This window comes from Deinococcus ficus, from assembly GCF_003444775.1.
GTDB classification, from domain to species: domain Bacteria; phylum Deinococcota; class Deinococci; order Deinococcales; family Deinococcaceae; genus Deinococcus; species Deinococcus ficus.
On sequence record NZ_CP021083.1, the window covers coordinates 348,779 to 369,930 of the forward strand.

At 71.0% G+C, this 21,152-nt stretch carries 17 protein-coding genes; 9 read left to right on the plus strand and 8 right to left on the minus strand.

The window, feature by feature from the left end; all coding sequences use genetic code 11:
* Window positions 1–56: 56 nt before the first annotated feature.
* A complete protein-coding gene (pstC, locus tag DFI_RS18015) occupies window positions 57–1,100 on the minus strand; it encodes a phosphate ABC transporter permease subunit PstC (protein WP_051307524.1) in 1,044 nt (347 codons plus the stop codon).
* Window positions 1,101–1,249: 149 nt separating this feature from the next.
* A complete protein-coding gene (gene pstS / locus DFI_RS18020) occupies window positions 1,250–2,284 on the minus strand; it encodes a phosphate ABC transporter substrate-binding protein PstS (protein WP_027462283.1) in 1,035 nt (344 codons plus the stop codon).
* A 336-nt stretch (window positions 2,285–2,620) separates the two neighbouring features.
* Between pstS and rfbF the strand changes: the two genes are divergently transcribed.
* From rfbF to DFI_RS18050, 6 genes are read left to right on the plus strand one after another with little or no spacing between them, the layout of a single operon-like run.
* Window positions 2,621–3,391, plus strand: coding sequence for a glucose-1-phosphate cytidylyltransferase (rfbF, locus tag DFI_RS18025; protein ID WP_027462284.1), 771 nt, complete (start codon window positions 2,621–2,623; stop codon window positions 3,389–3,391).
* Between the two features lie 4 nt (window positions 3,392–3,395).
* The gene (gene lhgO, locus DFI_RS18030) at window positions 3,396–4,670 is read left to right on the plus strand and encodes an L-2-hydroxyglutarate oxidase (protein WP_051307525.1); all 1,275 of its coding nucleotides are present in this window, start codon (window positions 3,396–3,398) and stop codon (window positions 4,668–4,670) included.
* Window positions 4,667–5,752 carry an NAD-dependent epimerase/dehydratase family protein gene (locus DFI_RS18035; RefSeq protein WP_051307526.1) on the plus strand — a complete coding sequence of 362 codons (1,086 nt, stop codon included), beginning with the start codon at window positions 4,667–4,669 and terminating at the stop codon, window positions 5,750–5,752. Before lhgO ends, DFI_RS18035 begins: the two co-directional genes overlap by 4 nt.
* Window positions 5,749–6,312: a dTDP-4-dehydrorhamnose 3,5-epimerase gene (rfbC, locus tag DFI_RS18040; RefSeq protein WP_027462285.1), complete on the plus strand. Its 564-nt coding sequence runs from the start codon at window positions 5,749–5,751 to the stop codon at window positions 6,310–6,312. The genes DFI_RS18035 and rfbC overlap by 4 nt, the downstream gene beginning before the upstream one ends.
* The gene (locus tag DFI_RS18045; protein ID WP_027462286.1) at window positions 6,309–7,616 is read left to right on the plus strand and encodes an NAD(P)H-dependent oxidoreductase; all 1,308 of its coding nucleotides are present in this window, start codon (window positions 6,309–6,311) and stop codon (window positions 7,614–7,616) included. Before rfbC ends, DFI_RS18045 begins: the two co-directional genes overlap by 4 nt.
* A 49-nt stretch (window positions 7,617–7,665) precedes the next feature.
* Window positions 7,666–8,466: a hypothetical protein gene (locus DFI_RS18050; RefSeq protein ID WP_051307527.1), complete on the plus strand. Its 801-nt coding sequence runs from the start codon at window positions 7,666–7,668 to the stop codon at window positions 8,464–8,466.
* Window positions 8,467–8,479: 13 nt separating this feature from the next.
* Here DFI_RS18050 and DFI_RS18055 read toward each other — a convergent pair whose 3' ends face one another.
* From DFI_RS18055 to DFI_RS18080, 6 genes are read right to left on the minus strand one after another with little or no spacing between them, the layout of a single operon-like run.
* Complete coding sequence (locus DFI_RS18055) at window positions 8,480–9,667, minus strand: glycosyltransferase family 4 protein (RefSeq protein WP_051307528.1); 1,188 nt, start codon at window positions 9,665–9,667, stop codon at window positions 8,480–8,482.
* Window positions 9,667–11,181, minus strand: a complete 1,515-nt coding sequence (locus DFI_RS18060; RefSeq protein WP_027462287.1) for a right-handed parallel beta-helix repeat-containing protein — start codon at window positions 11,179–11,181, stop codon at window positions 9,667–9,669. Before DFI_RS18060 ends, DFI_RS18055 begins: the two co-directional genes overlap by 1 nt.
* Window positions 11,178–12,449, minus strand: a complete 1,272-nt coding sequence (locus tag DFI_RS18065; protein WP_051307529.1) for a glycosyltransferase family 4 protein — start codon at window positions 12,447–12,449, stop codon at window positions 11,178–11,180. The genes DFI_RS18060 and DFI_RS18065 overlap by 4 nt, the downstream gene beginning before the upstream one ends.
* Complete coding sequence (locus DFI_RS18070) at window positions 12,442–13,566, minus strand: glycosyltransferase family 4 protein (protein WP_162145402.1); 1,125 nt, start codon at window positions 13,564–13,566, stop codon at window positions 12,442–12,444. Before DFI_RS18070 ends, DFI_RS18065 begins: the two co-directional genes overlap by 8 nt.
* On the minus strand, window positions 13,563–15,437 hold the full coding sequence (gene asnB / locus DFI_RS18075) for an asparagine synthase (glutamine-hydrolyzing) (protein ID WP_051307531.1): 1,875 nt from the start codon (window positions 15,435–15,437) through the stop codon (window positions 13,563–13,565). Before asnB ends, DFI_RS18070 begins: the two co-directional genes overlap by 4 nt.
* Entirely contained in the window at window positions 15,403–16,587 is a 1,185-nt protein-coding gene (locus tag DFI_RS18080; protein WP_051307532.1) for a glycosyltransferase, read from the minus strand. Before DFI_RS18080 ends, asnB begins: the two co-directional genes overlap by 35 nt.
* A 573-nt stretch (window positions 16,588–17,160) precedes the next feature.
* Between DFI_RS18080 and DFI_RS18085 the strand changes: the two genes are divergently transcribed.
* The 3 genes from DFI_RS18085 (at window position 17,161) to DFI_RS18095 (ending at window position 21,103) form a co-directional block, all read left to right on the plus strand.
* Entirely contained in the window at window positions 17,161–18,579 is a 1,419-nt protein-coding gene (locus DFI_RS18085) for a UDP-glucose dehydrogenase family protein (protein WP_051307533.1), read from the plus strand.
* Window positions 18,576–19,601, plus strand: a complete 1,026-nt coding sequence (locus DFI_RS18090) for a UDP-glucuronic acid decarboxylase family protein (protein WP_081425744.1) — start codon at window positions 18,576–18,578, stop codon at window positions 19,599–19,601. The genes DFI_RS18085 and DFI_RS18090 overlap by 4 nt, the downstream gene beginning before the upstream one ends.
* A 68-nt stretch (window positions 19,602–19,669) precedes the next feature.
* Window positions 19,670–21,103 (plus strand): exopolysaccharide biosynthesis polyprenyl glycosylphosphotransferase, encoded by a 1,434-nt coding sequence (locus DFI_RS18095; RefSeq protein WP_027462289.1) that lies wholly within the window; start codon window positions 19,670–19,672, stop codon window positions 21,101–21,103.
* Window positions 21,104–21,152 lie beyond the last annotated feature (49 nt).

A 21,152-nucleotide genomic window follows, 5' to 3' on the forward strand; every position in this document is an offset into this window, starting at 1 on the left:
CGCCTTGCGGGCCGGGGACAGGTGCGGGCGTGCCGGGACGGCGGGGACAGGGGTGGTCACTGCTGGATTCCTTTCGGCGTGAGCCGGGCGATGATCAGGCGGGCGGCGTAGTTCACGAGCACGCTCAGGAAGAACAGCGTGAACCCGAGCGTGACCACGCTGGAGCGGTGCAGGGTCTCCTGCGCGTCCCCGAACTGGTTGGCGATCACGGACGCCATGGTGCTGGCGTTGCCCCACAGGCTCTTCAGGAGGTCCTGGCTGTCCCCGATCACCATGGCGACCGCCAGCGTCTCGCCGAGTGCGCGGCCCAGCGCGAGAATCACGCCGCCCATGATCCCGGCGCGGGCGTACGGCAGGATCGCGCGGGAGATCACCTCCCACTTCGTGGCGCCCAGCGCGTACATCGCCTCGCGCTGGTCCTGCGGCACCAGCCGGATCACGTCCCGCGCCACCGACGCGGTGTACGGCAGGATCATCACGGTCAGGATGATCACCGCCAGCGCCAGGCCGCGCCCGGCCGCGCCGTCTGGCACGAAAAAGCACGTGAAGCTGTTCTTCCCCTCGGCCCACAGGGCGCTGCACTGCATGAACTTCGCGAAGCGGTCGGGGTGGTTCGCCTGATCGAAGAAGGTCTGCTGCCAGCGGCTGAGGACGGGCGCGATCACGAACAGCGCCCACAGGCCGTACACCACGCTGGGCACGGCCGCCAGCAGCTCGATCAGGTACCCGACCGGGTCCGCCAGCCATTTCGGGGCGTACTCGGCCACGAACAGCGCGCTGGCGACCGCCAGTGGCACGCTGATCGCCAGCGCGGCCAGGCTGGTGACCAGCGTGCCCAGGATCATGGCGGCCGCGCCGTACTGCCCGGTCACCGGGTTCCAGGTGCGGCTGGTGAAAAACTCCAGCCCGAAGCGCTGCAGCGCCGGCCAGGATTCCTTGCCAAGCTGCCAGAGGCTCAGCACGAACACCAGGGCGATCACGCTGGCGAGCAGCAGGATCACCGTCTCGAACACCCGGTCACTGCGGCTGGACAGGCCCCGTCGGGCGGCCGGGGCAGGGGCGGTCAGGGAAGCGCGCTGGGTCTGGTCAGGGTTCGTCATGGACTCATGCCCCTCCGGGGCGAATACCCCCAGTTCACCGGGAAAACGTCAGCCCGGCGTCATGGCGGGCGGGCGCGGCGGCGTGGACCGGAGGCGTGAAAACGGGCGGCCCCCAGTGGAGACCGCCCCGTGCAGGTGCAGGAATTCGGTTACAGCTTCTTGCCGCCGTAGGTCATGGTGTTCAGCAGGTTCTTGGCCTTGGCGGCCACGTTCGCGGGCAGCTTGCCGTAGTCGAGCGGTTCGGCGTACTGCTGGCCGGAGCTGAGCATCCAGCCGAGCAGGTTCTTCAGGGCCTTGGCCTGCGCCTCGGTGCGGTTGCCGTACTTCTGGTCCTGGTAGAACATCACGTACGAGAACGCGCTGATCGGGTACGCGTCGGCGCGGGCGCTGTTGGTGATGCTCACGCGGGTGTCGTTGGGGATGACCACGCCCAGGGCGGCGTTGGCGATGGGGCCGTTGTCCGCCAGGATGTACTTCCCGGCGCGGTTCTGCACGGCGCCGTAGGCGAGCTTGTTCTGCTTGGCGTACGCCATCTCCACGTACCCGATGGCGCCCGGGGTGCTCTTGACCACGCCGGCCACGCCGTCGTTGCCCTTGGCGCCCGTGCCGACCGGCCACTGCAGGCTGTTCGCCACGCCGACCTTGCTCTTCCACTCGCTGCTGACCTTCGCGAGGTAGTCCGCGAAGACGTACGTGGTGCCGGACCCGTCACTGCGGCGGGCCACGGTGATGGGCAGGGGGGGAATGGTCACGCCGGCGTTGATCTTGGCGATGGCGGGGTCGCCCCAGGTCTTGATCTTGCCCAGGTAGATGTCGGCCAGGACCTTGCCGGTGAAGTTCAGGGGTTTGGTCAGGCCGGGCAGGTTGTACGCGGGGACCACGCCGCCCATGGTGGTGGGAATCTGGATGATCTTGGCGGGGGCGTCCTTGAGCATCTCGTCGGTCATGGCGTTGTCGCTGCCGCCGAAGTCCACGGTGCGTTCCTTGATCTGCTTCTGGCCGGCGCCGGAGCCCACGGACTGGTAGTTCACGTCCACGCCGGTGGCCTTCTTGTACTCGGCGAACATCTTGCTGTACAGCGGGTACGGGAAGCTGGCGCCCGCCCCGGTGAGGCTGGTCTGGGCGGAAGCGGCACTCAGGGTGGTCAGCGCGAGGGCCAGGCCCACGGTGAAGGTCTTCTTCATGCCTGACAGCGTGCGCGCAGACTGTCAGGCCCGCGTCACTGGCCTGTCAGCCGACTGTCAGGGCCCGGCCCGGGAGCGGGCCGGGCGCACAACGGATGTTCACCCCATCCCGGGGGTGCGTGACCGTTGATCAGGCGGTTTTCCGTCACCCAGCGCTGGTCCAGCGTGCGCCGGGCCACTACATTGAGCTGAAGTCCAGCACCCGCTCATGCGTCCCTCACGCATCGGCCGCGCGGCCGGCCGGCGGGCCCCCCCGCCGCACCGGCCTGGTCCCCACCGCATCCTCTCTTCCCCCGGTCATTCCCCCTCTTTCAGGCAGGTCCCGCGAGGTGCTCCATGAAAGCAGTGATATTTGCTGGCGGTTACGGCACTCGGATCAGCGAGGAAAGCACCGTGCGGCCCAAACCGATGATCGAGATCGGCGGCCGGCCCATCCTGTGGCACATCATGAAGATCTACGCTGCGCACGGCATCACCGATTTCGTCGTGCTGTGCGGCTACAAGCAGTACATGATCAAGGAGTACTTCGCGAACTACTTCCTGCACATGTCCGACGTGACCTTCGACATGCGCACCAACACGCCCCGCATCCACCACGCCCACGCCGAACCCTGGTGCGTGACCCTGGTGGACACCGGCGAGGAAACCATGACCGGCGGCCGCCTGAAACGCGCCCGGCCGTACCTGGACGACGACACCTTCTGCCTGACCTACGGCGACGGCGTCGGCAACGTGGACATCAGCGCCGCCATTGACTTCCACCGCCGCTACGACCGCCTCGCGACCATGACCGTCGTGCAGCCCCCCGGCCGCTTCGGGGCCGTGGCCATGGAAGAGGGCTACACCGTCCGCAGCTTCCACGAGAAGCCCGACGGAGACGGCGCCTGGATCAACGGCGGGTTCTTCGTGCTGGAACCCGGCGTGCTGGATTACATCGAAGGGGACAGCACCACCTGGGAAGCCGAGCCGCTGCGCAACCTCGCCCGTGACGGCCAGCTCGGCGCCTACCGGCACGGCGGGTTCTGGCAGCCGATGGACACCCTGCGCGACAAACACGTCCTGGAAGGCATGTGGAAAGACCACCAGGCGCCCTGGAAGGTGTGGTGAGCCCGTGCGGCACGACTACGCAGTGATCGGCGGCGGCATCGTGGGCCTCGCCACCGCCCGCGCCCTGGCGCAGCAGCACCCGCACGCGTCCATTTTGCTGCTGGAAAAGGAAAGCGGACCCGCCCGGCACCAGACCGGCCGGAATTCCGGCGTGATCCACTCCGGCATCTACTACAAACCCGGCAGCATGAAAGCGCAGCTGTGCGCCGCCGGCGTGCAGTCCATGATGCGCTTCTGCGACGACTACGGCCTGAAGTACGAGCAGTGCGGCAAGGTCATCGTCGCCACCGAACCCCACGAACTCCCGCAGCTCGAGGCGCTGTACCGCCGCGGCCTGGACAACGGCCTGGACGTCCGCCGGCTCACCGGGGAACAGGTCCGCGAGTTCGAGCCGCACGTGCAGGCCCTGGCCGGCATCCGCGTGGCGTCCACCGGCATCGTGAACTACCGGCACGTCAGCCAGGTGCTCGTGGAACTCGCCCGCTCCCACGGCACCCAGGTGCACTTCGACACCCGCGTCACCCGCCTCACGCCCACCCGCGACGGCTACGACATCGGCACCAGCGCCGGCGATCACGCCGCGCGGGTCGTGGTGAACTGCGCCGGCCTGCACAGTGACCGCGTGGCCCGCCTGGCCGGCACCGACCCGGGCGGCAGCATCGTGCCGTTCCGCGGCGAGTACTACGAACTGCGCCCCGAACGCCGGCACCTCGTGCGCGGCCTGATCTACCCGGTCCCGAACCCGGACTTCCCGTTCCTGGGCGTGCACTTTACCCGCATGATCGACGGGTCCGTGCACGCCGGCCCGAACGCCGTGCTGGCCTTCGGGCGCGAGGGGTACCGCAAGACCGACCTGAACGTCCGCGACCTCGCGGAGGTGCTCGCCAACCCGGGCTTCCGCGCCCTGGCCCGCCAGCACCTGCGGGAAGGCGCCATGGAAATGGCCCGCTCCTGGTCCAAGGCCCGGTTCGTGCAGAGCCTGCAACGCCTGATCCCTGAGGTCAGCGCTGACGACATCGTGCCCTGCGCCGCCGGCGTGCGCGCCCAGGCCCTCACGCAGCGTGGGCAGCTGGTGGACGACTTCCTGCTCGTGGACGGGCCGAACGCCCTCCACGTGTGCAACGCTCCCTCGCCTGCGGCGACCTCCAGCCTGGAGATCGGCCGGGTCATCGCCGGGCGCGTGCCGCCCCTGGCCGCCCGGCGCAGCGTGGCCGTGCAGGCCCCCCCGCCCCGCCCCCAGCCCCGGCACGACCAGGGACCGCAAGGAGTGCACGCATGAACGTCCTGATCACCGGCACGGAAGGTTACCTCGGGTCCATCGTGACCCCCCACCTGCTGCGCGCGGGCGTGCAGGTCACGGCCGTGGACACCGGGTACTACCGCAGCGGCTGGCTGTACCACGGAACCCCCCTGACCGCGCCCACGCAGTTCAAGGACATCCGGCACATCAGCGCCGCCGACCTGGAAGGCGTGGAGGCTGTGGTGCACATGGCGGAACTGTCCAACGATCCCCTCGGGCAGCTGCTGCCGAACATCACGTACGACATCAACCACCACGGGTCCATGCGCCTGGCGCGGCTGGCGAAGGCGGCCGGCGTGCGGCGCTTCGTGTACATGTCCTCGTGCAGCGTGTACGGCGTCGCCACCGACGGCGACGTCACCGAGGACTCCCCGGTGAACCCGCAGACCGCGTACGCCGAGTGCAAGACCCTCGTGGAACGCGACCTGCGCGACCTGGCGGACGACACCTTCTCGCCCACGTACCTGCGCAACGCCACCGCCTTCGGCGCCTCGCCGCGTATGCGCTTTGACATCGTGCTGAACAACCTCGCCGGGCTGGCCTGGACCACCGGCGAGATCAGGATGACCTCCGACGGCACGCCCTGGCGGCCCCTGGTGCACGCCAACGACATCGCCCGCGCCATCCAGTGCGTGCTGGCCGCGCCCATCGACGCCGTGCACGACCAGGTCTTCAACGTCGGCGACACCGCCCAGAACTACCGCGTGCGGGAAATTGCCGAGATCATCGCCGCCGCCTTCCCCGGCTGCCAGCTCAGTTTCGGCGAGAACGGCAGCGACAACCGCAGCTACCGCGTGGACTTCACCAAGATCAACACCCGGCTGCCCGGCTTCCGCTGCGAATGGAACGCCGAGCGCGGCGCCGCGCAACTCGCCGCCCTGTTCGCCCGCATCGACCTGACCCGCAGCGACTTCGAGTCCCGCGGCTTCACCCGCCTCAAGCAGCTCGAGTACCTGCTCGCCACCGGGCAGATCGACCAGGACTTCTTCTGGACCGACCCCTTCGCCCACCCGGCGCCCGCCACGCCCGCCCCCACCCGGCGCGAGGAGACCCTGGCATGATCTTCACCGAAACGCCCCTCCAAGGGGCCTTCATCATCGATGTGGACCTCCGCGAGGACGAGCGCGGCTTCTTCGCCCGGACGTTCTGCCAGCGGGAATTCGCCGAGCACGGCCTGAAAGTGGACGTTGCGCAGGGCAACCTCAGCTTCAACCACAAGGCCGGCACGCTGCGCGGCATGCACTACCAGCTCGCCCCGGCCGCCGAGACGAAACTGGTGCGCTGCACCCGCGGCGCCATCCTGGACGTGATCGTGGACCTGCGCCCGGAATCCGCCACCTACCTGCAGCACGTCGCCGTGGAACTCAGCGAGGACAACCGCCGCGCCCTGTACGTCCCGGAACTGTTCGCGCACGGCTACCAGGCCCTGACGGACGGCGCCGAGGTGACCTACCAGGTGGGCGAGTTCTACACGCCCGGCTACGAGCGCGGCCTGCGCCACGACGACCCGGTGCTGGGCATCCAGTGGCCCCTGCCGGTCACGGTGATCTCCGGGAAGGACGCCGCGTGGCCCCTGCTGGACCCGCAGGCGGTCACGGCGCGCGAGGCGGTGGCCGGATGATCATCGTGGACCGGGCCCTGCAGGCACGCGAGGCCGCCGGCCAGCCCATCCGCGTCGGCATGATCGGCGCCGGTTTCATGGGCCGTGGCGTCGCCAACCAGATCATCAACTCCGTGCCCGGCATGCGGCTGGCCGCGGTCGCCAACCGCACCCTCGGGAACGCCCGGCGCGCCTACACGGAAGCCGGCGTGGAGAGCGTGCGCGAGGTAAGCACCCAAGGCGCCCTGGAAGACGCCCTGCGCGCCGGGCAGCCCGCCATCACCGAGGACGCCCTGCTGCTGTGCCGCGCTGCCAACCTCGACTGCCTGATCGACGTGACCGGCGACGTGGAGTTCGGCGCCCTGGTGACCGTGGAAGCCATCCGGCACGGCCGGCACGTGGTCACCATGAACGCCGAGCTGGACGCCACCGTCGGCCCCATCCTCAAGCGCATGGCCGACGAGGCCGGCGTGATCCTGACCGCCGCGGACGGCGACCAGCCCGGCGTGCAGATGAACCTCTACCGCTTCGTGAAGAGCCTGGGCCTGACCCCGGTGCTGTGCGGGAACATCAAGGGCCTGCAGGACCCCTACCGCACGCCCACCACCCAGCAGGCCTTCGCCGAACGCTGGGGGCAGAACCCGTACATGGTCACCAGTTTCGCGGACGGCACGAAAATCTCCTTCGAGCAGGCCATCGTCGCCAACGGCACCGGCCTGCGCGTCGCGCAGCGCGGCATGCGCGGCCTGGACTTCCCCGGGCACGTGGACGACCTGAAGGCCCTGTACGACGCCGACGAACTGCGCGCCCTGGGCGGCGTGGTGGATTACGTGGTCGGCGCCAAACCCGGCCCCGGCGTGTTCGTGTACGCCACGCACGACGACCCGAAACAGCGGCATTACCTGAACCTGTACAAGCTCGGCGAGGGCCCGCTGTACAGCTTCTACACGCCCTACCACCTGTGCCACTTCGAGGTGCCCCTGACCGCCGCGCGCGTGGTCCTGTTCGGGGACGCCGCGCTGCAACCCCTGGCCGGGCCGGTCGTGGAGGTCGTCACCACCGCCAAACGCGACCTGAAGGCCGGGGAGACCATCGACGCCCTCGGCGGGTACATGACCTACGGCCAGTGCGAGAACGCCGACGTGACCGCCGCTCAGCGCCTGCTGCCGATGGGCCTCGCCGCCGGCGCGCGGCTGAGGCGCGACGTGCCCAAGGACGCGGTCCTCACCTACGCGGACGTGACCCTGCCCGAGGGCCGCGTGGCCGATCAGCTGCGCGCCCGGCAGGACGCCCTGTTCAGCCCGGCGCCCGTGCCCCAGCCCTGACCGCCCGCCGTACGCCCGCCCCGCCCGCTGTCCCCCAGGGAGAACGACCATGAAAAACACCTACCTCACGGGCGGCCTCGTCAAGCGGGCTCCCCTGCCGCCCCACCAGGTGACTGCCGGCCAGCACGTGCGGGTGGCCTTCAACGAACGCCGGCTCGTCCGGGTGCTTGCCGTCACGGCCGCCGTGCTGGTCGTCGTGGGCTTCTGGAGCATCTACAGCGTGCGCTTCCTGCCGGATTTCTTCGCGCGGGAAATGGTGTGGTCACTGACGTACCTGAACGGCGAGACGAACCTCCCGGCGCTGTTCTCCACCCTGAACCTGCTGCTCACCGCCGCCATCCTCGGCATGATCGCCGTTGTCAAACGCAACGTGCACGATCCGTTCGCGCGCACCTGGACCGGCCTGGCCCTGCTGGCCGCGTACCTGGGCGTGGACGAGGGCGCCAGCCTGCACGAGAAACTGATCGAGCCCGTACAGAAACTCATCCGGCTGGACGGCATCTTCCACTATGCCTGGGTGGTGCCGTACGGCCTGCTGGCCCTGACCGTCCTGGTCGTCTGCCTGCGCTTCCTGCGGCACCTGCCGCCCGGCATCCGCAACGCCATGATCCTCAGCGGCGCCCTGTACGTCACCGGCGCCTTCGGCCTGGAACTCGTGGAAGGGTACGTGCAGACTCACATGGGCCGCGACAGTTTCTGGATGGAAATCCTGATCGCCTGCGAGGAAGCGCTGGAGATGGCCGGCGTGATCCTGCTGATCGGCACGCTGCTGCGCTACATCCGGCTGTACCTGCCCGGCATGGAAGTGCGCCTGGGCGTGCAGGACAGCAGCGGCCCCCGGCCCGGCTGAAAACCGGACCGGGTCATTCGCCGCGCGCCATGGCCGTGAGGTGCGGCAGCAGCCGCTGAACGACGTGCGCCCAGGTGTACTGCTCCTGCACCCGCCGGTACGCGGCCCGGCCCAGCCGCTCGGCCAGCGCGGCGTCGTTCAGCAGGCAGTGCAGCGCCTCGCCCAGCTGCTCGCGGTCGCCCTGCTCCACCAGCAGGCCCGTCTGGCGGTCCTGCACGATCTCCGCGGCCGGGCCGCGGTTCAGGGCGATGCAGGGCAGGCCGTGCCCCATCGCCTCGCAGAACACGTGCCCCCACGGCTCGAAGGACGGCATCACGAACACCCGCGCCCGGCTGTACAGCTCGGCCAGCTTCTCGCGGTCCGCGATCCGGCCCAGCCAGTGCACGCCCGGCTGCGGCGGCGCCTTCGGCAGGCGGGGCCCCACGATCCACAGCTGCGCGTCCGGCAGCCGCGCCCGAACGTCCTGAAACGCCCGCAGGACGTCCTGCCCTCCCTTGCGGTCAAAGTCCATGCCGACAAACAATGCCACCGGTTCCTCGTATCGTTTGCCGTCCAGGCTGGGCGCCATCAGGTTGGTGCCCGCACCCACGCGCACCACCCGCGACGGATCGCAGCCGTACTCCTCGATCAGCGACCGGGCCGTGAAGTCGCTCCACGGAAACAGCCGCGCCGCGCGGTGGTACGTCTCGCGTTCCAGGGTCATCCAGCGGTCCATGGCCGCGCGTGGCAGCGGATGATCCCCCGGGTAGTGCCGGCGGGACATGTCGAAGGTGGCGTCCAGGTACACGCCGTACGGCGCGCCGCCGGTGCCCGGCGCCGGCGCGAACTGCAGGTAGGTCTGCAGGACCACGTCGTACTCCCCGCGCCGCGCGGCCAGGTACTCGCCGGCCACCACGGTCCGCTTCTGGAACAGCTGCGGGTTGAACCCCGCGTTGCGCCGCCAGCGGGACAGGTTCGGGTGAATCTGCCCCAGGCGGTTCAGGAACTTCTGCCCCGGCGACAGGGTGGGCGACATGCGGCCCACCACCTGGACGTGCTCGTCCAGGGCGCGGTACAGCGCACTGTTGCGGGAGAAGTCCCGGCGGTAGTCCGCGATGTACTCCAGGTCCAGCCCCACCAGCCGCAGCGGCGCCGGGTGCTGCGGCGCCGGGTACAGCGGCACGCTGCGCGGAGCGGTCCGGCGCGCGCCGGTCACCTCCATCACTGCCCTCCTCCCGCGCGGCACTCGGCGGTGTTGAAGAAATTGCAGTCCCCGGCCACCCGGCCCGACACCGCCTTGCGGACCTCGGCGCCGAACTGGTTGTGGTCCACGGTCACCGCCGGGTTGTCGTTGTCGGCGTACACGGCGGTGTCCACGTGATCGAAGCGGTTGTTCTCGATGCGGGTGCGGCCGTACCCGCGGTCCAGCAGCACGCCGATGGCCGGCCCGTCGATGCGGTTGTCGGAGATCACGACGCCGTTGGCGCCGACGATCACGGCGGTCCGCGCCCAGGGCTGCCGGCCCGTGATCTGATTGCGCCGCATGACCACGTTGTCCGCCTCGATGCGGATGCCGCGGCGCGTGTCGCTCACCTCGTTGTCCTCCAGCACGATGTCCCGCGACGGCGGCCCGGTGCGCCAGGTGTTCACCTTGATGGCGTCTTCCGAGTACACCTCCGGCTGCCCCCCGGTGCCGACGATGCGGTTGCGGCGGACCTGGCCGCCCTGCACCGAGTGCAGCAGGATGTACGCCGACCCGTCCGACGCCCAGTCGCGCCGCGCGCGGATGGTGTTCCCCTCGACCAGGGCGCCCTCCACGCTGGTGTCGTGCCCGTCGTACGGCATGATCTTGATGCCGTCCTTGCCGAACACGTCCACGGTGTTGTTCCGGTAGACGACGTGATCCACACCCTCGGTCTTCGTGGCGGTGTTCGCGACGTTCTTCACCACGTTCCCCTCCGCGAGGAAGTCGTCGCCGATGGTCGCGAAGAACCCCAGACCCGACGGCCGGACGCGCGGATCACCGCCGCCCACCACGGTGTTGTCCAGCCAGCGCTGGTGCACGGTCCGCTGCGACCAGCCGCCCGCGCCGCCGGCGTTCTCCATGCGGTTGCCCTGCAGGGTCACGGTGTCGGTGTCGGTCACGGCGATGCCGTTGGTGGGCGCGTCGAACACCTGCAGGCCGCTTAACGTGACGTTCTTCCCCCGCACCACGCGCACGCCGTCGATCACGCTGGCGTACGCACTGGCGACCGGTACGCGGTGCCCGACGATCTTCAGGCCCCGCACCGTGAGGTTCACCGGCCGGTCGAAGTGCAGCATGCCCTCGGTCTTCCCGCGGGCGTAGTTCGGCGCGGCGCGGATGGTGGCGCCGCCCTCGCCGGACACCGTCTGGTTCGAGAAGTTGCTGAACACCACCGGGCTGCGGATCAGGTACGTGCCCGCCGGGAACACCAGGTCCCGCCCGGCCGCCTGGGCCGCCGCGCGGTTCAGGGCGGGGGCGTCGTCGGTCACGCCGTCGCCCCTGGCGCCGACCGACTTCACGTTCAGGCTGCCTTTCTTCGACGGGGCCTGCGCCAACGCGAGGACCTCGCTGCGGGCCGCGGGCGGGGCCGCCGGGGCCACCGAGGACGGGGCGGTCGTCCGGGCGGGCGCCGCCGGCACCTGACTGCGTTGCAGCAGCCCCGCCCCCAGCAGCAGGCCGGCGCCCATCATCACCAGGCCCTGGCCGCTCACGACGCCTCCCCGCGGGCCAGGGTCCCGCCGGCCGGCCGGGCGGCCTGCCGTCCCAGGGCGCGGGCGTAGGCAGCCAGCAGCCGCGGCGCCTGGTGCTCCCAGGCCAGCGCGTCCCGCATGCGGGCCTGCCCGATCCGGCCCATCATCTCGCACCGCTGCGGGTCGGCCAGCAGCTCCAGCAGTTTCTGCGCGAAGTCCTCCTCGTCGTTCGGGCGGGCGTACACGGCCGCGTCGGCCGCCGAGTGCCGGCCCTCGGTCAGGTCGAACTGCACGGTCGCCTTGCCCAGCGCCATGTACTCCAGGACCTTGTTCATGGTGCACACGTCGCTGTACGACGTTTTCGGGTCCGGCGCGACGCACACGTCGCAGGCGGTGAGCCGCTCCATGAGTTCCGCCTGGTCGGTGATCATGCCCGTGAATTCCACGTGGCCTTCCAGGTTCAGTTCACGGGCCAGGGCCCGCAGCGGTTCCAGGGACGGCCCGCCCCCGATGATCATGAAGCGGACGTCGTCCCGCCCGCGGTCCAGCAGGCACCGGGCGACGCGCAGCAGCACGTCCAGGCCGTCCTGCGAGCCGAGCACGCCCACGTACCCGACCACGTGCCGGAACCCGGCCCGGTACCGCTCCCCGCCGGGCCGGGGCACGAAGCGGTCCAGGCGCGGGCCGCTGCGCACCACGAACACGTCCTCCGGGCGCTTTCGCCCCCGGCCCAGCGCGAAGCCCCGCAGCGACTCGTTGGTGGCGATGACTACGTCCGCCGCCGAGTAGGTGAGGCGCTCGGCGACCTTCAGCACCCGGTAGGGCAGGTCGCGCCGGCCGAACTTCGCCTCGTACATCTCCAGGGTGGCGTCGTGATGGTCGAAGATCATCGGCGTGCCGAACAGCGCCCGGAACGGCGCGGCCACCAGGAACAGCAGGTCCGGCGGGTTGCACACGTGAATCACGTCGAAGCCCCGCTCGCGCCGCACCCGCCACGCCAGCCGCGTCTCGTGCCAGAGGGCCAGGGCGTACTCCTTCACGAAGGTCAGGGTGCCCTCACCGTCCGGCGGCAGCGGGTGCCGGTAGATGGCGATGCCGTCCAGCATCTCGAAGGCCTGGTCGTGGCCGCGGCCCATCGGGCAGATCACCGACACGTAGTAACCGGCGTCGCGCAGCGTGGTGGCTTCCATCCACACCCGGCGGTCCACCGGTACCGGCAGGTTCTCCACGATGATCAGCACGCGTTTGCCTCGGCGCTGCGCCCGCTGTGAGATTCTGAATCTAGTCATGGGCTCCTCCTGCGGCGGTGCCGCCCGGGGTGAGGGCCGGCGGCCCGCTCAGCTGCCGGTACAGGTCGTGCAGGCGCTCTGCGGTGCGCCGGATGTCGTAGCGCGCCTGCGCCCGGGCGTACGCGGCCTGTCCCAGGCGCTGCCGGGCATCCGGGTCGTTCAGGACCTCGTCCAGCGCCGCCGTGAGGGCCGGCGTGTCCCCCGGCGGCACCAGCCGGCCGCTGACGCCGTCCTCGATCAGGTCCGGGATGCCGCCCACCCAGGTGGACACCAGCGCCAGCCCGCGTGCCATGCCTTCGAGCAGCGCCAGCGGCTGCCCCTCGAAGTGCGAGGGCAGCACTAGCACGTCCGCGCGGTCCAGCTGCGCCGCGACGTCCTGCGGGTCCAGCCACCCGAGCAGCTCCACGCTGCCCTGCAGGCCCTCGGCGTGGATCAGGGCTTCCATCTCCGCGCGCAGGGGGCCGTCGCCGGCGAACCGCAGGGTCGCGCCGGGCGGGCGCAGGCAGGCGGCCCAGGCGCGCAGCAGCGCCAGCGGGTCCTTGCGCTCGATCAGCACGCCTACGAACAGCACCCGCGGCGCGGGCCCGGCCAGAACGCGGGGTTCGGGTGCCAACCGCACGCCGTTTTCGGCCACGGTCACCCGGGCGCCCGGCGCGATGCGCTGCACGGCCGCGCCCAGGGCGGGGGAGAGCGTCACCACCCGGTCCGCGCGCCGCAGCGTGGCCCGCACCAGCGACTGCGCCGGGGCCGGGCAGCGGCGGTAGAAGTCCTCGAATTCCCCGGCGTGCAGGTGCAGCACGGCCGGCACCCGGAACACGCCGCGCGCCGCCCACAGCAGCAGGCCCTTGCGCACGAAGCTGCCGTACGCCGCCGAGTGCAGGTGCACCAGGGCCGGGCGGGCCGTCAGGCACCGCCACACCAGCGTCCCGGCAGCCCGGGCGAACAGCGCCGCGCGCCGCCGCCGGCTGCCGTCGTCATGCGTGACCAGCCGCTCCACACCCCAGTCCGCGAAGAGGCCGGTGGTCTCCAGCGCCCGGCCATACCCGTGAATGCCGCCCCGGGCGCCGGTCGCGACCCACAGCACGCGCCGGCCCGGCCCGGGGGCGGACGCCCTCACGCGAGCACCCGCTGCGGGCGCGCCGCGCCCAGCCACAGTTCCAGGCACAGCGCCGTCCACGCCAGTTTCGCGCCGCCGGTGCTTGACAGCGCCTCGGGGGACAGCAGGTCCTGCACTTCGGCGGTGGTCATCCACTGCCGCAGCGCCGCGCCCGGCGCGAGCAGGTGATCGTGCGCCATGTCCCGCAGGCCCGGGTCGCCGCGCAGCCACTCCCCGAGCGGCAGTCGGAACCCGCTCTTCGGGCGGTCCAGCACCTGCTTGGGCAGATGCGGCGCAAAGGCCCGGCGCACCGGCATCTTCCCGCGCAGCCCGCGGAGCTTCACGCGGTCCGGCAGGGCCACCGCCCAGGGCGTGAGGGCCAGGTCGAGCATCGGCACGCGCTGCTCGATGGACGCCTGCATGGTCGTGTAATCCCCGCGGCTCAGCAGGTTGTTCGGCAGCCAGGATTCCAGGTCCAGCACCTGCATGCGCTGCAGGTCGCTCCAGCCGGCCGGGTACTGTGCCAGGCGGTCCTCCACCCAGGCGCACGCGCGGCCCGGCTGCGCGCCCCCCTGCCGCAGCGCCCCGACCAGTCCGGCGGGCGCGGCGTCGTTCTCGAACCAGCGCATCCAGCGCACCGCCCGGTCCCGTTCGGCCAGGGCGTTCGCGGCGATGCCCAGGCGGCTGCGGCGGCCCAGCAGGCCCCGCACGGTGCCCATGGCCGGGCCCAGCAGGCCGGCGTGGCGGTCCACGGCGTACTTGGGGTAGCCGGCGAACGCCTCGTCGCCGCCCTCGCCGGACAGCACGACCTTCACGTCCTCGGCGGCCGCCAGGGACAGTTTCAGCATGGCGATGTCGGCCGGGTCCGCGAAGGGTCCGTTCAGGCTGCCGGACAGCACCGGCGCGAGGTCCGCGAAGTCCGCGGGCCGCAACTCGATCTCCCGCAGGTCCGCCCCGATGGCCGCCGCGACTGCCCGCGCGTGCGGCAGTTCGCTCACCTCGGACTGCGCGCCCTGGAACCCCACCGAGTACGCCCGCAGCGGCCCGCCGCCTTCCCGTGACAGGCACTGCGCCACCACGCTGGAATCCAGGCCGCCGCTCAGGAAGCAGCCCAGCGGCACGTCCGCGATGGTGTGATGCGAGACGCTGTCCAGCACCCGTTCCTCCACCTCCGCGGACGTGGGCGCCGGGGCGCCCAGGCCCGCCAGGCGGTGCCGTTCGACTTCGTCGGCCACGCTGGCAAACCGCACCGGGCGCACCATGTCCAGCCGGTCGGCGATCACCAGGGCGGTGCCGGGTGCCAGGCGCCGCACGCCCTCGTACAGGGTGTACTCCCCGTAGGCGTAGCGGTGCGTGAGGGTCTCCATCACGGACGTCAGATCCAGGGCCGGGCGCGAGCCCGCCAGATCCAGCAGGGCGCCCATCTCGGACGCGAAGTGCAGCGCGCGGGGTGTGTGCATCCAGTACAGCGGCTTGATGCCGAACGGGTCGCGGGCCAGCACCGTGCGTCCGTCCCGGCGGTCGTGCAGCGCGAAGGCGTACATGCCGCGCAGCCGCGCGAAGCCGGCCTCGCCCCACGCCAGGTACGCGCCGAGGATCACCTCGGTGTCGCTGTGCGTCGCGAAGCGCTGCCCGGCGGCTTCCAGTTCGCGGCGCAGGGCGGCGTGGTTGTAGATCTCCCCGTTGAATACGATGGTCGCCAGGCCGTTCACGTCGCTCATGGGCTGCGCGCCGCCGCTCAGGTCGATGATGCTCAGCCGCGTGTGGCCCAGCACCGCGCTGCCCCGCACCTGGCTGCCCTGGGCGTCCGGGCCGCGGTGCTGCAGGGCCCGCAGGTCCAGGGGCGAACGCTCGATCTCACGGTCGTGAACGGTGCCAAGAATTCCACACATGGTGTTCCCCTCCGGCCCGGGCAGGGGGCCGCGTCACGTCCCGGAACAGCGCCGCGAACCGCGCCGTCATCCGGTCAATCGAAAACTGCGTGGCCGCGCGCTCCCGGCCGGCGCGGCCCAGGCGGGCGCGCAGGGCCGGGTCGGCGGCCAGGGCGTGCAGGCGCGCGGCCATGCCGCCCGCCTCGCCGTCCGGGACGAGGTACCCCGTCTCGCCGTGCACGACCAGTTCCCGCGGGCCGAAGTCGATGTCGAAGCTCACGGCCGGCAGGCCGCAGGCCATCGCCTCGACCAGCACGTTCGCGAACCCCTCGGCGCGGGAGGTCAGGACGAACACGTCGTGCGCCTGCAAGAAGGCCAGGGGATCCGGCACGTACCCGATGAACCTCACCGTGTCCGCCACGCCCAGGGCCCGGGCGCGGTCCTCCAGGGCGGCCCGTTCCGGCCCTTCCCCGGCCACCTCGACCAGCACCGGCACGCCGCGGCGCCGCAACTCGGCGGCCACGTCCAGCAGGCGGTCAAAGCCCTTGTCCGGCACCAGCCGGCCCATCGCCGCGACCCTCAGCGGGCCGGCCCCGGCCATCCCGGACGCCTCTTTCCGGAGGGGGGGCAGCGGCGTGGCGTTGTGAATCACCTGGCCCTGATCGGCCGGGGCGCCGGCCCGCACGAACTGAACGCGCAGGCCCTCGGTCGGGACCACCCAGCGGTCCGCCTGCCGGATCACCCAGCCTCGCAGCCAGCGCTTCACGCGGCCCCGGTCGATCTGGGCGTCCAGGGTGAGTTCCTCGTTCGCGACGTGCCGGAACCCCAGGGTGCGGCGGTTCAGGCTGCCCACCGCCACGCCCGCGTACCACAGGCGCGAGTACACCACGTCCGGCTGAAAAACCTCGATGCGCCGCGCGAGGCGGCGCCGGGCGATCAGCAGGTTGCGGGCGGCGTGCCCGGCCCCCATCGGCCGGTCCAGTGCCGGGGCGATGCCCAGGTCCGTCCAGGGCACACCGCCCGCCTCCAGCCGGGCGCTGAGGGCGTTGCCGTCCGGCACGCTCAGCAGCGTGACCAGTTCACACTCGTACTCGTCGCGGGGCAGGCCCAGCAGCAGGTGCACCAGCTGCATTTCCGCGCCGCCCGGCCACAGGGAGGGCAGCACCGCCATGACCCTCAGGGGCCGGCCGCTGCGCGTGACCGTCACTGGAGCGGCCCCCGGGGACCGCGTCTGGGCGCCCCGGCGCCCGCTCGGACTGAACCTGCTGGTGGGGACGACTGCTGCATGGAGGCTCCTCTGGAACGGCGGGCCGCCGGGGGGCGGCGCGTGTCGTGGCGGGGCATGGGCGGGCAGGGCCGGTGGGGCATTACTTGGCCACCTGCGCCTATTGTCCGTGTGGAACGGCGCCCGCGCCGCTGAGCGACGGGTGGGCAGCCCCTGATTACCGGTCGCTCAGGCCCTGGGGCCGGCCTGCCGTCCTGGCCGCACTGGCGGACTCTGCGGGTGCAAACCCGTTGCAGGGGATGAGCAACGGCCGCCCAGGACGTGACTGGCCGTTGTTCATGAAAGGCAGGCTCCTAGTCTGAGCGCACCGCAGGGCTCAGCTGAACAGGCATTCATGCCCTGAGGTTCCGGCTCCACCTGAACTGCCCCGGGAACGCGAGTCGGCCCCGCCCGCCCATCCCAACGTCTCCCCCTCACCGACCCGGACGGGCATGCACGCGACGCACTGACGGAGGACAGATGAACATCACCATTGTCGGCACTGGATACGTGGGCCTGGGCACCGCCATCATGCTCGCCTACCTGGGTTACCAGGTCACCGGCCTGGACAGCGACCAGGCGAAGATCGACGGCCTGCGCTCCGGCGCGCTGCCCATCTACGAGCCCGGCCTGGAGGAGCTGCTGAGCAGCGCCAGCGCGAACCTGCACTGGACGACCAGTTACGCCGACGCCATCCCGCACGCCGACGTGATCTTCATCTGCGTGGGCACGCCGCCCCTGCCCGACGGCCACCCGAACCTCAGCTACCTGGAAAGCGCCGTGCGCAGCGTTGCGGAGAACCTGGACGGCAAACCGCAGATCATCGTGAACAAAAGCACCGTGCCCATCGGCACCGGCGACTGGGTGCTGCGCATCCTGGAAGAACACGCCGCCCGGCACGCAGGCAGCCGCTACGAGGTCGTGAGCAACCCGGAATTCCTGCGGGAAGGCACCGCGCTCGGCGACAGCCTGTACCCGGACCGGATCGTGCTGGGCGGCAGCGCCTGGGCCACCGGCCGCCTGCGGGAGCTGTACGCCCCGCTGATCGAGCAGACCTTCGAGGCGCCCCCCCATATTCCCCGTCCGCGCGGGTACATGCAGCCGGCCGTGGTGGAAACCACCCTGACCAGCGCCGAGATGATCAAGTACGCCGCGAACGCCTTCCTTGCCCTCAAGATCAGCTTCGCGAACGAGATCGCGGGCCTGTGCGAGTGCGTCGGGGCGGACATTCAGGAAGTCACGGCCGGCATCGGCCTGGACCACCGCATCGGCACGCCCTTCCTCGCGGCGGGCGCCGGCTGGGGCGGCAGCTGCTTCGGCAAGGACACCAGCGCCCTGATCAGCACCGGCCAGGACTACGGGTACAGCATGCCGATCCTGCGCGCGGCGATCAGCGTGAACGACCGCCAGCGGCACCTCGTGATCGAGAAGCTGCAAAAGCACCTGCGGCTGCTGAAAGGCAAGCGCGTGGCGGTGCTGGGCATGGCCTTCAAACCCAACACCGACGACCTGCGCGACGCGCCCGCACACGACTTCATCACGCGGCTCTCGCAACTCGGCGCCAGCGTCGTCGCGTACGACCCGGTCGCCATGCCCCGCGCCCGGCGCGAATGGCAGCACCTGACCTACGTCGAGGCCGCCTCCGCCCAGGCGGCGCTGCACGGCGCGGACGCCGTGATCATCGCCACCGAATGGAGCGAATTCCGCACCCTGAACTGGAGTGAGGCGGTGTGCACCATGCGGACCCGGGTGATCGTGGACGCCCGCAACATCCTCACCCTGCCGCTGCAGGTGCCGGCCGTGCTGGAACAGATCGGCCGCGACCATCCCCGCCCCAGCTTCCTCCCGGCCGAGCACCAGCCGGCCGCGCCGCAGCCCGGCGTGCAGGTCGGCGCATGAAGCTGCTGCTCACCGGAAGCGCCGGATTTATCGGCAGCCACCTCGCGGAACACTTCCTGGCGCATGGCCACGAGGTCATCGGGGTGGACAACTACCTCAGCGGGCAGCCGCGCCACACCCGGCACCTGCTGGCCCACCCGGGCTTCAGCTTCGTGGAGGCCGACGTCAGCATGGGCCTGCCCACCGACACCGGGCCGCTGAACTGGGTGCTGCACTTCGCGTCCCCGGCCAGCCCGCCCCACTACCAGCAGCACGCCATCGAGACCCTGATGGTCGGCGCGCAGGGCACCCAGCACGCCCTGGACCTCGCCCGGCGCAGCGGCGCGCGCTTCCTGCTCGCCTCGACCTCGGAGGTGTACGGCGACCCGCAGGTGCACCCGCAACCCGAAGCCTACTGGGGCCACGTCAACCCCAACGGAGTGAGAAGCTGCTACGACGAGGCGAAACGCTACGCCGAGGCGATCACCTGCGCGTACCACCGCGAGCACGGCCTGGACACGCGGATCATCCGGATCTTCAACACGTACGGCCCGCACATGCGACCCGACGACGGCCGGGTCGTCACGAACTTCATCAACCAGGCGCTGGCCGGCGAGGCGCTGACCGTGCAGGGCGACGGCCAGCAGACCCGCAGCTTCCAGTACGTCTCGGACCTCGTGGCCGGCATCGCGGCGCTCATGGCGCTCCCCGGCCCCCACCCACATCCGGTGAACCTGGGCACCACCGACGCCATCACCGTGCTGCGCTTCGCGCAGATCGTGCGCGACGCCATCGACCCCACCCTGCCCATCCGGTTCGTGCCGCTGGCCGCCGACGACCCCCGCCAGCGCCAGCCGGACATCACGCTCGCCCGCACCCTGCTCGGCTGGTCTCCGCAGGTCAGCCTGACCGACGGCCTGACCCGCACCATCGCGTACTTCCGCGCCCTGCGCGCCGAACAGCAGCCTGTCCCCACGTCCGGTCCGGCCTGGATGAGGGGCGCTGCAGACGCCGGTCAGAGCGCCGCCACGCCGGGCGACTGACCCCGGAGCGACTCGCGCCCCGTCCTTCCAGCTCTCCACCCGTTCCGTGTTCCTGAGGAGGCCCTCCCGTGCTCACCGTTCACACCCTCCGCGCCGTTCCGCACTCCGCGCAGTCCATGGCCCTGCTGTACTTCAAGCGGCGGCTCATGAACGGCGCCGTGCTGCTCGCGGGCGACCTGATCGCCCTGGAAGGCGCCCTGTACCTGGCCGGGCAGCTGCGCACCTGGCTGTTCGGGGAACTCTCGTTGCCGTCCTGGAGCGGTCTGCTGGCCGCCACCTGGCTGCTCGGCGCGTACCTGAACAAGCTGCTGCCCAGCTGGGGACTGGGCGTGGTGGAGGAGGTGCGGCGCGTCACCGGACTGGTCGCCCTGGTATTCCTGGTGACGGTGCTGTCCATCGTGCTGGTCGGGCAGGCCGGGGACTTCAGCCGCCTGGTGCTGGGCCTGGGCGCCCTGATCGCCTTTCCAGCGGTGCTGTTGACCCGCTACGTGACCCGGCACCTGCTGATGCGCGCCGGGCTGTGGGGCGTGCCCACCGTCGTGTACGGCGCGCATGAGGGCGTCATCGCGGCGCTGCAGGCCACGCCCGGCCTGGGGTACCTGCCGGTCGGCATCTTTGACAATGCCGCCCACGGGCGCCTGCTGGGCGTGCCGGTCCTCGGCAACCTGAACGAGATCAAGCCCGGCGAACCGGCTGCGCCGGTCGCGATCGTGGCCCTGCCGCAACTCGAACGCGACGCGTTCACGCAACTGCTGGAAGGCACCCTGCGCTCCTACCGGAAGGTGGTCGTCATCTCCGCCATGTCGGACATGCCCTCGCTGTGGGCGATGTCCGTGGACATGGGCGGCATTCTGGGCCTGGAACTCACCCGCAACCTGCTGGACCCCACCGCCCGGGTGCTCAAACGCGCCTTTGACCTGACCACCACCCTCGTGACCGCCGTGTTCTGGGTGCCGCTGTGCCTGCTGATCGCCGCGGGCCTGTGGCTCGAAACCCGCACCAGCCCGCTGTTCGTGCAGGAACGGGTGGGGGAGGGCGGCCGGCACTTCTTCACCTGGAAGTTCCGCACCATGGTCCCGGACGCTGAATTGGTCCTTCAGCGGCACCTCGCACAGAACCCCGCCCTGCGGGAGGAATGGGAGACGCACTTCAAGCTGCGCGTGGACCCGCGCATCACCCGCCTGGGCGGGCTGCTGCGCAAGACCAGCCTGGATGAACTCCCGCAGCTCGTGAATGTCCTGCGGGGCGAGATGAGCCTCGTCGGGCCGCGCCCGCTGCCCGCCTACCACGAGTCGCAGCTGCTGGCCCGGACGCGGCAGGTGCGGGTGCAGGTGCAGCCCGGCATGACGGGGCTGTGGCAGGTGTCTGGCCGGTCCTCGGCCGGGAATGCCGGCATGGAACGCTGGGACCCGTACTACGTCCGCAACTGGTCGCTGTGGCTGGACCTGGTGATTCTCTTCCGCACCGTTCGCGTGGTTGTGCTGGGCTCCGGCGCGTACTGAACCTGCAGGGCAGCGCCCCCAGACCGTGACCCTGGGTTTCGGGGGCGCC